The sequence below is a fragment of the Enterococcus sp. AZ196 genome (genome assembly GCF_050498845.1).
In the GTDB taxonomy this organism is placed as follows: domain Bacteria; phylum Bacillota; class Bacilli; order Lactobacillales; family Enterococcaceae; genus Enterococcus_A; species Enterococcus_A murrayae.
On the sequence record NZ_JBIPAM010000002.1, the window covers coordinates 330,112 to 342,676 of the forward strand.

The window sequence follows — 12,565 nt, forward strand, 5'->3', positions numbered from 1 at the left end:
TCTATAGTTCCTCCCCATTCGTTTCGATCAGCTTTTTATACCAATAATATGAGGCTTTGCGGCTTCTAGATAAATCGCCAGAGCCATCATCCTGTTTGTCTACATAAATAAAACCATAACGTTTTTTCATTTCACCAGTTGAAGCACTAACTAAATCAATCGGTCCCCACATCAAATAGCCAAAACACTCGACGCCATCTTCAAGGACAGCTTTTTTCAGTTGCGACAAATGCTGCTGTAAATAGTCAATTCGATACGTATCTTGGACTTCACCATTTTCTGCTACCTGATCCACAGCGCCTAAGCCATTTTCACAAATGATAATCGGCTTTTGATATTTTCGATAGACAAAGTTTAGCAGATAACGTAATCCAATCGGGTCGACCGTCCATCCCCAATCTGATTTTTCTAAATACGGATTGACTTCACCGCCGAACAGCGCTTCCTGAGCTTTCGCTTCAGCTTCCGTCGAACTTACTGCACTCATATAATAATTCAATCCAATGAAATCTAGAATTCCTTCTTTAAAGGCTGCTTGGTCCTCTTCTGTAATTTCTAATTCAATCCCATTTTTCTTAAATTCAAATAATTTGTATTTGGGAAACTCGCCCAGCATCATCGCGTCGATTTGATAAAAGTCTCGAATCGTATCCTGAAAAGACAATAGTACATCCTCAGGCTTACAGGTTTTAGGATAAGAAGGTGCTAATCCAAAAACGCACCCTGCTTGATTTTTCGGATCGATTTCTCGAATGATTTTGACCGCTTTAACAGAAGCTAAAGTCATATTGTAGCCAAGCGTCGCTAATGTTTGCTTTTTATCCGTCATCTTGGAATATTCCAAGCCTGCTAATATATACGTAAAAATATCAGAGGCCTCGGTTTGCGGATCGATGTGATTCATTTCGTTGAAGGTGATCCATTTCGTTACTTTTCCTTTGTATTCACTGACAACTGTTTTTACAAATTTAAGATAGAGTTCGATCGTCTCTCTGGATAACCAGGAATTGTAGTTTTTAACGATCGCTACTGGGAGTTCAAAGTGGAAAAGGGTCACGATTGGCTCAATACCTTTTTCTATCAGCTTATCCAGAACTTTATGATAATACTCAAGCCCTTCCTTATTTGGTTCCGGATTATCCCCGTTAGGAAAGATACGTGACCAATCGATGGAGATTCTTAATGCTCGAAATCCCATCTCTGCAAACAGCTCAATGTCCTCTTCATAACGATGATAGAAATCGATCGCGGTATGCGATGGATACAGCTGGTCATCTTGAAGCGTCTCCGTAATTTTTCGTGGCGTTTCATAGCTGCCGCTCGTAAAAAGGTCCATCGTATTGAGGCCTTTTCCTCCTTCGTTATAGGCCCCTTCAAGCTGATGCGCAGCAATGCTTCCGCCCCATAAAAAATCTTTGCTTAATTTCATTGTTTGTCCTCCTACATAATTACTGTAATTAAATCATTATTCAATGAATTGTCTTCATCCAGATTTGGTAAGACTTCTAAATAGTCCTGTGTGTTCGTTATGATCATAATTACTGTCGGGTCATACCCAGCTGCTTTGACCTGTTCAAAATCAACTTCGATTAGAGGAGAACCCAAATCGACTTCAGCCCCTTGTTCAACGAGCGCTTCAAAATACTGTCCCTTCAAATCGACAGTATCAATCCCAATATGAATCAGAACTTCGACCCCTTCTTCACTGACAACACCGATTGCGTGATTGGTTGGGAACAAGCTAGCGACTTTCCCTTTGATTGGTGATTTAATCAGATTATCTGTTGGTACAATCCCCACACCCGTTCCTAGCGCACCAGAAGAAAAGGCGTCATCCTTAACTTCTGTTAACGATTTAACTTCACCTGAAACAGGTGTAGCAATTGGAACTGTATTAAGCGTTGATTTAGATTCGACTTGATCAATTACCGTTTCAGCCTCAATCTCATTTTTAGGCAGCCATAATAGATACCCTGCAACAAGAGAGACTACAAAACCAATAACTAATGCACCGATCATAAAATAGAAATTATTGTAATCTTTATTTCCAATAAAACTTACAAGCCCAAAAAGATTTGTCATTGCATAGGCTTTAACGTGCATCAGTCCTGCAAATAAACCTCCCAGGCCACCGCCAATCATAACTGCAATAAACGGGCGACGGTATTTTACAAAAGCACCAAATACTGCTGGTTCTGTGATTCCCATAAATGCACTAAAAGCGACACTACCAAAGAATTGTTTTTGTTCTTTATTTTTCGCGCGAAGAAAATAGCCCAACATAGCTCCGCTTACAGCTAGGTCTGAAATAATGAATGCAGGGATGAAAATTTCTTCATATCCTTGAGAAGCAAAGGCGGCAAGCACAAGGGGTACGATAAAGTTTCCTGCTCCCATCATGATTAGGAGAGGTTGACATGCGGCGTATAGAGCTAAGACAATCCACGTTCCAAATGTTCCCGTTAAAAATTCCACACCGATAGTCAAACCATCACTGATCCATGTTCCAATTGGGCCAAATAGAAATAATGTAACCGGCAATGTGATTGCGATTAATAGTAATGGTGAGAAAAAGTATTCAAGCGACTTAGGAATAATCTTTACTAAGACTTGATTCACTCTTCCCATAAACCATAGTCCCAACAATATAGGAATAAAGGTATTTGAATAGGTAATCGTTTGTAGTGGCAAGCCAAATAATGACAAGCCCTCTACCCCGTTTAACGATGTAGTCAGCAATGTACCAGCCAGTAAGATTCCTAAATACATTGGTGCGCCCAGTCTTTTAGAAGCAGATACGGCCATAAATATTGGCAAAAAGTAAAACAATCCATCTTTGATCGAGTTGAAAATAATATAGGTTGGACTAGTATCTTTTAGTACCCCTGCAGCAACAAATATAGCCAAAACACCTGCCATTAAACCCACTGCCATCATAGCTGGTATGATTGGAGAAATGGATTCGGACATCACATCTAAGATTGCTTTAAAAATATTCTTTTTGACTTTCGGCTCTTCAGATTCCTTCATTCCTAAAAGTGCTAACAACTCTGGATGAATTTGGTTCACTTCAGTCCCAATAATAATCTGAAAGGATACTTTATTGGATACAACATCAATCACCTCTGGAATCGCCTTTAGTGCGTCTTTATTGGCATTTGCCAATTCTTGATCCTTTAGTGTAAAACGCAGTCTGGTCATACAATGGACAACCGCTTCGATGTTTTCTTTTCCGCCGACTAATTCGATAATCTGTTTACACAGTTTTTCATATTTCATAGTTTTTACTCCTCGCTTTCTTTTCTTTGAGCTACACGACTAATGTGCAGCATTAGATAGGTTTCTTCATCCTTGGTCAATTCTTTTTGGAATTGTTGATACAAGTACTTGCTGATCTTTTGAACACATAGATAAGCTTGCGGATACATCATTCGAACTTGTTTATTTATTTCAGTTTCTTGACTACTATAGATTTCACCAGCGGCGACACGTTGCGCAAAATAGCGTAAGTGCGTCACTAGCCGGTTATAATTCATTGATCCCTCATCCAATTGAATTTGATAATGCATTTTGATAATGGTTAAAATATCGCCCACCAGCTTCATCTCTTTCATCGTATCTTCAATGGATACCTTCGTTTCCTGTAAATTAATCAAATGAAGTGCAATAGAGACCGCTTCACTTTCTGGAAAATCCACCTTTGTTTCTTCGAAAATGATGGTTAATGCCTGCTTACTGAGCTCATACTGCTTGGGATAAAACTTTCTTACCTCCCATGCCAGCGGACTAACAATATACTGACCCTTTTCTGCACGTTTTAATGAATAATCAACATGATCAAGCAAGGTCAAATATAAATAATCATTGACTGCTTCCCCAAGCTCTTCTTCAACCAAACGAACGATTCGGGTGGTCGCTTTCAGAATTTCTTGATTCACATTGCTTAAAAGATAGCTGTAATTTTCTAAAACATCATTTGAGTCCGGTACAAAAACTTTATCAACTTCATCGGCTGAGATAGAATCACCAACTTTTTTTCTAAACGATAGACCATTCGAAAGAACGATGACATCTAGTTCACCTCTTTGCACAAGCGCAACATTATTATTTAATATTTGACGAATTTTCATCATCTATCCTCCTTTCAGACAAAAAGAAAACTCAAACCATGCTAAATAAGACTTTTAGCGTGGTTTGAGTCTGCCTGCATTCAGTAACATACTCACTCTTTCCTTCTGTGGCGAAAGAAAGGGTTTTCTTTTTTTCATTTTCATTCTATCATCTATCGATTGGTTGTCAAGATAAAAATTATAAAAAACATTAGTAATAAATTTTTACTGTTTATTCTGACTACTTTACAGTGAGTTGATAGCTATCTTCAATTAGCCCTGCTATCTGTTCAAAATGATCGACTTGCGAAAGGTCGATCGTGATCCAATGCTCTTTATTCATATGATACGCCGGATAAATAAACGGGCTGTTTCGTATGATATCGCCTAGTACAGGATCGATTTTTACATCGATAATCTCGATCATTTCATTATTCTCTCCATAGAGCTTATTTTGAGGAACTGTCATAATCAGGCAAAACCATTTTTTTCCCCTCGTATGCCGGAATACACAGTAATTTGGGAATTTTTCAAAAATATACTCTGGTAAGCTGTTGTATTTTTCCTCAATATACTTCATTATTTCTGTTTTCGTAATCATTTTCGTCCGTCCTTATTCCTAAAATTCAGCACAAGCTCTTCATCTATGCGTATTTTTTTGTCTCGCAATAGTAGCCCTTCCCGCCAACACAAACTTTTTCTATTTTATTTTTATCGTTAGTTGTTAATCTGACTACTATTTCTGAAGGGGCGTTTAATGAATACCCCTGTTCAAATACATAACGTTCTTTTTTTAAATAATTTTGTTCGTAAAGAAAGCAGGCTAATGCGGCATTGGATGTTCCTGTCGCAGATTCTTCATTGATATCATAACGCGGGGCAAAATTTCGGCAAATAATTCGGTCGCCGTTAAAAGCAAACAGATGAGTACCAACCACGTCATATTTCCTGCTAATTTCTTCTATTCCTTCAAAATTTGGCCGCAGGTTATGCAATTCTGTTTCGCTTTTTATAGGTATCAAAATATCTTTTAATCCCGTCGAGACTATTTGAATTGGACAGTTGTCATCTACAGTATGACTATCGAAGCAATCGACAAGTTCCTGTGGAGATAAACGATCATGGAACACTGGTCTATTTTGCTCCATAAAGATGGTGTCCCCTTCTATCTCAATAGTCAGTATCCCGCTATTAGTTTCGATCGTGTATTGATTCTTAGAGAGTTTATTTTGATGCATTAAAATTACAAAAGCGCCAATTGTAGCATGGCCGCATAAATCAACTTCCTCTTTGGGAGTAAAATAGGCAAATTTATAATCAGCAACGTGTGATTCTGAAACAAATGCTGTCTCAGCATAACCTAGCTGTTTAGCTATTTTCTTTTTGTTAGTAGTCGTCAAACCTTTCTCAAACAATACGACTCCAGCTTTATTACCGCCTTTATGATCCTTACTAAATGCACTTGCAACATAAACTGTTAGTTCCATCTATCATCCTCCTTGTCTGCTTCTGCTCTATCTCTCCAATGTTAAATTAATTTCACTACTCTTGAGCTGATAAGAATAGATTTTAACCGGTGGTAATAAGCTAGTTTCAAAAATTTTCAAAGAAGCATTTAACCGAACAGTCTCTTTTGGAAGAATGGCGATTGCGTCCTGTTCTTGCAGCATGTCTAAAAGTACATCTAATGTATCCACCTCAATAATAGGCATATCTGTTAAATGATGTTCTTCTAAATAGGCAAGTGTCGCCTTTCGATATGGACACTCTTTATCTCGATTGATTAGCACTGTTTGCTGATGAAAAGATGGCTGGCTCTCCTTCGAATAGAGCCAAAAGATCGATTCTTCCGTAAATTCCGTTTCTTTTAATTCAGTATCGGCGATTTTTTTATTTAGAAGGACCATGTCCAATTTCTGTGATTTCAATTGTTCTAGCAAATTCATTGCTGTATCAGTAAAAATGAGCCACTCATTGTTAAAAAAATACTGCCGCAAATAGTTTTTGGTGATTGTTTGGGTCGCTCCAAGTCTCATTTTGCTCTTATTACCTAAAAAATTGGTTTCCATATCGGAAATGGTTGCTAAAAGAGTGTCCACATACCTTAAAAACTCCTCCCCATCCTCCGTTAATACCATTCCTTTATTCGTACGATAAAAGAGTGTTTTCCCAAGCTCCTCTTCCAGTTTAGTCAACCGCTTGCTGATATTTGATTGAACATAACCCAGACTATCAGCGGCTTTAACGGTTGAATTAAAACGAACGATTGATTTAAATATTTTTAAATCATTGATTTCCATGAAATTCTCCCTTCGCTATTCCAACAGAGCATAGCTAGTATGAATTTAAACCATTATACAGTCGTTTTTGGGCCTTGTATAATAAAAATGATTAAGAAAGGAAATGATAGTTGTGAACGTCATGCAATACAAGATCCTCTTGCCAATGGATTACGACATGGAGATCATCCGACAACGAGTGAAAACTAACGGCTTTAAAACAGACGGCTTTCAAGATCTACTGCTGAAAAGCTATTTAATGATTGATAGTGAAACTAAAAAAGAATATTCACCTTTATATCTTTGGAATAATGAAGCTGGAATGAACAAATTTATATTTGAAGGCTTTTATGACAATATCCTGACCTCCTTCGGCTGGCAAACGATCACTAGTGCCATTCCCCTTCAAGTTGAATTAGGTGACTCCATTAAAGAATCCGCCTATGTTTTAGAAATCGAACACGATATTTTGCCAACGACAAAGATGGTCCTTCCTGAGTTTTCCTTGGAAAAATCAACGGAAACAGGACGTGTGCTAATCTATAACCCCGCTAAGTGGAAATACGTTGAGTTCTATTTCTTCATTGAAAAACCGACTCAGCGAAAAACGCCAGATACAGTTTACGAGATTCTCCATCTTTCTATGTAAAAGTATGTTTTCAGTTATTTAAATTAAAATGGAACATATCGATAGGTCTTCTCTGTCGATATGTTCTATTTTATATTTATAAGTTTATACTTCTTGTTACAATGACTTTTCTAAAGAGGATAAAACAAGCAAAGGCAATGCTAAAACCGATTGTAACGTCTGATAAGAAATGTGCTCCTTGCATCATACGGCTAAACATAACGATTCCTGCATACGCTGCTGCTATACCAATAACCAAATTTTCTTTATCTCTAAGCTTTGGATTTACAAGAAAAAGCAGACTCAAACTCAGTGTATTTCCAACCCATTGGGAGTGTCCAGAAGGGAAAGATTTTATCTCCTCTTTTGCTGGAACAGAGGTAAGATACTTGGCTCCATTCACACTATACCATCTAGTAAACAAGTCAAAATTTTCTTGCATGGATCTAAATCTTACACGTCCCCAAATTGGTTTTATCCCTTCAACAATGAACATTGATACGATAGAGGTCAACACGATCGCCAATCCAGCCTTTGCGTAGTCACTTCTTAGTTCTTTAGGTATTTTAGTTACACAAACAGCCGCTATAACTGTTGCTAAAATACCATAGATGAGGCCAAATAACTTCAGGTAGTTATAAGAAAGCAGTACTCCTAAGAAGGTAAAGAAGATAAAACCAATACCAGACAGAAAAATGATCAATTTATTATCGGTTTTCCATCTTCGGGTAAATAATAATAATGAGGCTCCAATAATATTGACCGTTGCGAATACAACCGGAGCTAGGTGCTCAAAGAAATAGGAGAAATAATTATCTTTTTTAAACACGGCTTGAGCAATGTCCAGATCAAAAAATGTCCCTATTCCCAACATCAGACATAGCACAATAGCTATTATTCCCCAGGTCTTTTTCATAGTACTTCACCATTTGAGGAAATAACCTTTTGGTACCAATCAAAAGAGGCCTTTTTATATCTTTCTAATGATCCATCCCCGTTATCATCTAAGTCGACATAAATGAACCCATACCTTTTAGACATTTCGTTTCCGCTAGCACTAACTAAATCAATACATCCCCATGGCGTATAGCCAATGATATCGACCCCATCAGCAAGAGCTTCAGCTATTTGTTCGATATGTGCGCGTAAATAATCGATTCGATAATCATCGTTGACCTTATTATCAACAGTTAATGTATCTTTGGCACCTAGACCATTTTCCACAATGAAGATTGGCTTTTGATAGCGGTCATATATCTTGTTCAGGCTAATTCGCAGTCCTACTGGATCAATTTGCCAGCCCCATTCACTTTTTTTCAAATAGGGATTCGCTTTACTTGCTAGAATATTTCCTGCGGTTTCATCACCTTCATTTTCAGCAACAATCCCACTCATGTAATAACTAAAAGAAAAGAAATCTGCGGTATTATCGGCGAGTAATTGTTCATCTTCTGGAGTAATACTGAGTGAAATTCCTCTTTCATCAAACAGACGCTTAGAAAAACTAGGGTATCTCCCCTTCATTAACACGTCCGAAAACAGAAAGTTTTCTTGATCTGATTTTAAAGCAGTTAATATAGTCGTTGGATTGGTGGTTTCCGGATAATTCTCAAACCGAACAATCATACAGCCCATCTTTGCTTCAGGATCAATTTTGTGTAAAAGTGCAGTAGCTTTAGCCGCCGCAACCATTTGATGATGCGCTGCCTGAAAATTGACTTGTGTATTACTTTGATTCTCAGCCAATTTATCTGCTAAAATACCACCAGATAAATATCCTGTCATACCAATGACATTCATCTCGTTGAAGGTTATCCAATACTTCACTTTCCCCTTAAAGCGAGTGAATAGTACTTCTGCATATTTTTCAAAAGCATCAATCGTTTTTCGGCTTGCCCACCCATTTTGTTTAAAAGATAGAGCAAGTGGAAAATCATAATGACTCATAGTAATAAGGGGTTCAATATGATACTTTCGTAATTCATCGATTACATTTTCATAAAATTGAAGTCCTGCTTTATTCGGAGCTTCATCATCGCCACTTGGGAAAATTCGGGCCCAAGAAATTGAAAAGCGAAAAGTTTTAAAGCCCATTTCAGCTAATAAAGCAATATCTTCTTTATAACGGTGATAAAAATCAATCCCGTTTCTCTTCGGATATAAACCTTCAGCATCCTCCAATGCTTCTTGAACTCTTTGAATGGTCATCGGTGCTAACATTTGCTGCATTCTTTTTTCAGGTTCTTCAATAAATTTTGACGTATCAGAAGTGGTCCATCCTTTCCCAGCCTCTCGTGTAGCTCCTTCTATTTGATTAGCTGCGGTTGCTCCGCCCCAAAGAAAATCTTCTGGAAATTTTTTATTGTTCATCTTATTCTCCCTCTTTAACCTACTACCACAGACAACTCATTACCAGAATCGATTTTATCTTCTGAATGTACCGGCAAGACTTTTAAGTAGTCGTTACTATTAGTTACTATTGTCAGTACTAATGGGTCGTAACCAGATTCTTTAATGGATTTGATATCCATTTCCATAATGAAATCCCCCACCGAAACATGATTGCCAACCTTGACCTGTGGTTCAAAGCCGTCTCCATGAAGCTCTACTGTATCAATCCCCAAATGAAGTAGAATCTCCAATCCATCTGAACTCTTTAATCCAATCGCATGTTTTGTTTCAGCAATCATTACCACTTCACCTTCAACAGGAGATTTGATTTTATTGCTTTTTGGTTTTATTGCAACCGTGTATCCCATGATTTGCTCTGAAAATGTAACATCAGCGACCGTTTCGATTGGAACAAGCTCTCCTGTTACAGGAGAACTAATATTCAACTGTTTGCCAGATTCTACGCTTTTTCCAGTATTAGATTCCTCAGTTTCTTCATTGAAACCCAATATCCACGTTAATGCAGCAGCGATAAGAAATGCCGCAAGAGAACCAATGATAGTAATAATTATATTTTGATCATTGCTCGCATCAACATAGCCCGGCAGCGCAATCAATCCAGGCATTGCCATCCCAAACGTTTTAACATTAAACAAATTGAAGACAATTCCTACAATTCCTCCACTAATTATTGCTGCGTAAAATGGTTTTTTCAATTTCATTACAACACCATACATTGCCGGTTCAGTGATACCTAATACCGCTGAAATACCAGCTGATAAGGAAAGCTGTTTCATATCTTTGTTCTTCGTTTTAAGAAATACACCAAATGTCGCACCAGCCATAGCAAAAGTAGCCGCTAGCATTGCTGGCATTAAAGTGTTATCAAATCCTAGTTTTCCAAATGTATCAATCATGATTGGCGATAAAGCCCAATGCATCCCCGTCATGACTAACAATGGATAAAAAGCACCGATAATCGCTCCACCAATGAATCCTGCTGTTTGGAATAACCAATTAATAACACCTGCCAAAGCTCCGCCAATATATGTGCCGATCGGACCTAAGACGACTAAAGTTACTGGTATCACCAATAGTAAAGTCAACATTGGAGTAAACATCGTAGTCAAAGTGGCCGGCATCCATTTTTTGACAAAATTATGGACATGTTTTAGTAAATAGGTGGCCAATATAATCGGAATTACCGATGAGCTATAGGTCAAATAGGGAATTGGCAAAACGCCAAACAAGCTTAATTGATTAACAGTTTCTCCTGCCATCAAAGCAGCAGCTCCCGAAGTCATCGTTGGATATAGTAATGCTCCTGCTATACACAAAGCTAAGTATTCGTTTGTTTTAAACCTTCTTGCACTAGACACAGCTAAAATGAATGGCAAGAAATAAAAGGCACAGTCCGCAACAATATTTAAGACTTGATAGCCCGTACTTTCCATTGGCAGCCAATTAAAGGCGGTACATAGTGCGAGGACCCCTTTTAGTAATCCCGTACCCACTAATGCCGGCAAAGCTGGAGTAAAGATTCCGGAAATCGTGTCCATCAATGTATTTACGATATTCCCTTTTTTCCCATTGACGCTGCCTCCATCATTAGCTAATGCACCTAACTGATTCTCCACTTCATCAAACACCTTGGATACTTCATTACCAATGATTATTTGAAATTGATCCCCTGAAAACTGTGCCCCCATGACTCCTTTCGTATTTTTGATTTCATCAATTTTGATTTTGCTGTCGTCGATTACATTGAAGCGCAAACGCGTTACACAATGCCATGCAGCAGTAATATTATTTTTCCCACCAACTAAATCAATCAATGTCGATGTCAATTCTGTATATTTCGCCATTTTTATCACTCCTTATAAATAATAAAAGACCAAACATCACAAAAAGAACGTCTCTTCTTGTAACATTTGGTCATGCCTGATCGAATCAGTAACAGTCCAATTTTTTATTTTTGTCTTTCCGTAACTCTTTCAATATGCAACGTTAGATAAAATACCTCATCCGCATTTACTTCACATGATTGACTGCTCTCTATCATTTTCCCAACCTTTTCGGCTGCTTGGTATGCTTTTCGATAATTTTTCTTTACCACATCAATTAACTGATCAGCAATTTTATCTGAATTTTCATGATTCACTTGTCTCAAAATGAAATATCTTAAATGTGTAACAAAACGAATATAGTTAACAGAATTCTGATCTAAAATCATTTGATAATGGTATTGAACGATTTCTATTGCTCGATTGATCAACTCTGCTAACTGCATCGATTGAAGATTCACGTTAGAATCATACTGAGCATTAACAAAATGATAGGTTAAAAAAGTTTGTTCGCTTTTAGGTAGACGAATTCCTGTTTTCTTCTCAATATAATACAGAATATCAATCGCCACTTCATGTTCCTTAGGATACAAATTTTTGACCTCCCAGCGTAAATTTTCTGGATAATCAAACGTATCACTGGAACTTCGTTTTAACGCATAATTCAAATGATCTGCCAAAGCTAGATAATGACTGTCGTCAAATTTTGGAATTCCCAATGCCGCAGCTGCCTGATCACTAATCTCTTCTGTGAGCAGTAAAATATCTGAAGTGATATTTTCAATTGCTTTATAGAGGACATTTTGTTCTTTCTTTTCGTTCTCACTAGGATGAAACACGCGTTCAATTTCTTCATCAGTAATCTCTTGTCCCACTTGCTTCCCAAATGAAATACCTTTCCCCATAGCAATGACTCTGTTTTCGTTTTCATCTGTTACCCAAGCTACACTATTATTGATTTTCTTTTGAAACTTCACAACATAACCTCCTTTCCAAAAAAAATACGTCAAAACACTCGCCAATTACTCAGCGTGGTTTCAAACGTAGGTTATGCCTGATCGAATCAGTAACAGTCCATATTCTTATACGCTTATAATACTGATTATTGCAAACGTTGTCAATCAGATTTTTTTTTTGCATAAAAAATATCTTAATATAATTTGATAAATAGATCTCAGTATAAACTATCGACCGCTAACAAACAGATTCATATCTGCCATTCCTTTTTTACCGTCAATTGTCTCCTCATAGACATTATCATGCTTTTCTACAAAAGAAAAAAACTGTAGAAAACATCCATAAAATCGATGTTGC

11 protein-coding genes are annotated in these 12,565 nt (G+C 37.5%); 1 reads left to right on the plus strand and 10 read right to left on the minus strand.

Annotation, left to right across the window (positions count from 1 at the left end; genetic code table 11):
* Position 1: 1 nt before the first annotated feature.
* From IGI67_RS19350 to IGI67_RS19375, 6 genes are all read right to left on the minus strand, one after another.
* Positions 2-1,429, minus strand: coding sequence for a glycoside hydrolase family 1 protein (locus IGI67_RS19350; protein WP_429958917.1), 1,428 nt, complete (start codon positions 1,427-1,429; stop codon positions 2-4).
* Positions 1,430-1,440: 11 nt separating this feature from the next.
* Entirely contained in the window at positions 1,441-3,279 is a 1,839-nt protein-coding gene (locus IGI67_RS19355) for a beta-glucoside-specific PTS transporter subunit IIABC (protein ID WP_429958918.1), read from the minus strand.
* Between the two features lie 5 nt (positions 3,280-3,284).
* Positions 3,285-4,130, minus strand: a complete 846-nt coding sequence (locus tag IGI67_RS19360) for a PRD domain-containing protein (RefSeq protein WP_429958919.1) — start codon at positions 4,128-4,130, stop codon at positions 3,285-3,287.
* A 220-nt stretch (positions 4,131-4,350) separates the two neighbouring features.
* Positions 4,351-4,710, minus strand: coding sequence for an MmcQ/YjbR family DNA-binding protein (locus tag IGI67_RS19365; protein ID WP_429958920.1), 360 nt, complete (start codon positions 4,708-4,710; stop codon positions 4,351-4,353).
* Between the two features lie 43 nt (positions 4,711-4,753).
* The gene (locus IGI67_RS19370) at positions 4,754-5,596 is read right to left on the minus strand and encodes a PhzF family phenazine biosynthesis protein (RefSeq protein ID WP_429958921.1); all 843 of its coding nucleotides are present in this window, start codon (positions 5,594-5,596) and stop codon (positions 4,754-4,756) included.
* 27 nt (positions 5,597-5,623) lie between these two features.
* A complete protein-coding gene (locus IGI67_RS19375) occupies positions 5,624-6,409 on the minus strand; it encodes a LysR family transcriptional regulator (RefSeq protein ID WP_429958922.1) in 786 nt (261 codons plus the stop codon).
* Between the two features lie 121 nt (positions 6,410-6,530).
* Between IGI67_RS19375 and IGI67_RS19380 the strand changes: the two genes are divergently transcribed.
* A complete protein-coding gene (locus tag IGI67_RS19380; RefSeq protein WP_429959810.1) occupies positions 6,531-7,037 on the plus strand; it encodes a DUF4865 family protein in 507 nt (168 codons plus the stop codon).
* A 76-nt stretch (positions 7,038-7,113) separates the two neighbouring features.
* Here the strand turns inward: IGI67_RS19380 and IGI67_RS19385 are convergent, their stop codons facing one another.
* From IGI67_RS19385 to IGI67_RS19400, 4 genes are all read right to left on the minus strand, one after another.
* On the minus strand, positions 7,114-7,932 hold the full coding sequence (locus IGI67_RS19385) for a phosphatase PAP2 family protein (RefSeq protein WP_429958923.1): 819 nt from the start codon (positions 7,930-7,932) through the stop codon (positions 7,114-7,116).
* A complete protein-coding gene (locus IGI67_RS19390) occupies positions 7,929-9,386 on the minus strand; it encodes a glycoside hydrolase family 1 protein (RefSeq protein ID WP_429958924.1) in 1,458 nt (485 codons plus the stop codon). The genes IGI67_RS19385 and IGI67_RS19390 overlap by 4 nt, the downstream gene beginning before the upstream one ends.
* A 14-nt stretch (positions 9,387-9,400) precedes the next feature.
* Positions 9,401-11,272 (minus strand): beta-glucoside-specific PTS transporter subunit IIABC, encoded by a 1,872-nt coding sequence (locus IGI67_RS19395; RefSeq protein ID WP_429958925.1) that lies wholly within the window; start codon positions 11,270-11,272, stop codon positions 9,401-9,403.
* Positions 11,273-11,376: 104 nt separating this feature from the next.
* Positions 11,377-12,228 (minus strand): PRD domain-containing protein, encoded by an 852-nt coding sequence (locus IGI67_RS19400; RefSeq protein ID WP_429958926.1) that lies wholly within the window; start codon positions 12,226-12,228, stop codon positions 11,377-11,379.
* Positions 12,229-12,565: the final 337 nt, after the last annotated feature.

What these genes read in the sequence shown, in the direction of transcription:
- IGI67_RS19360 (WP_429958919.1), bottom strand. Translation starts at nt 4,130, where the DNA reads ATGAAAATTCGTCAAATATTAAATAATAATGTTGCGCTTGTGCAAAGA.
- IGI67_RS19380 (WP_429959810.1), top strand. Translation starts at nt 6,531, where the DNA reads ATGCAATACAAGATCCTCTTGCCAATGGATTACGACATGGAGATCATC.
- IGI67_RS19355 (WP_429958918.1), bottom strand. Translation starts at nt 3,279, where the DNA reads ATGAAATATGAAAAACTGTGTAAACAGATTATCGAATTAGTCGGCGGA.
- IGI67_RS19395 (WP_429958925.1), bottom strand. Translation starts at nt 11,272, where the DNA reads ATGGCGAAATATACAGAATTGACATCGACATTGATTGATTTAGTTGGT.
- IGI67_RS19375 (WP_429958922.1), bottom strand. Translation starts at nt 6,409, where the DNA reads ATGGAAATCAATGATTTAAAAATATTTAAATCAATCGTTCGTTTTAAT.
- IGI67_RS19365 (WP_429958920.1), bottom strand. Translation starts at nt 4,710, where the DNA reads ATGATTACGAAAACAGAAATAATGAAGTATATTGAGGAAAAATACAAC.
- IGI67_RS19370 (WP_429958921.1), bottom strand. Translation starts at nt 5,596, where the DNA reads ATGGAACTAACAGTTTATGTTGCAAGTGCATTTAGTAAGGATCATAAA.
- IGI67_RS19390 (WP_429958924.1), bottom strand. Translation starts at nt 9,386, where the DNA reads ATGAACAATAAAAAATTTCCAGAAGATTTTCTTTGGGGCGGAGCAACC.
- IGI67_RS19385 (WP_429958923.1), bottom strand. Translation starts at nt 7,932, where the DNA reads ATGAAAAAGACCTGGGGAATAATAGCTATTGTGCTATGTCTGATGTTG.
- IGI67_RS19350 (WP_429958917.1), bottom strand. Translation starts at nt 1,429, where the DNA reads ATGAAATTAAGCAAAGATTTTTTATGGGGCGGAAGCATTGCTGCGCAT.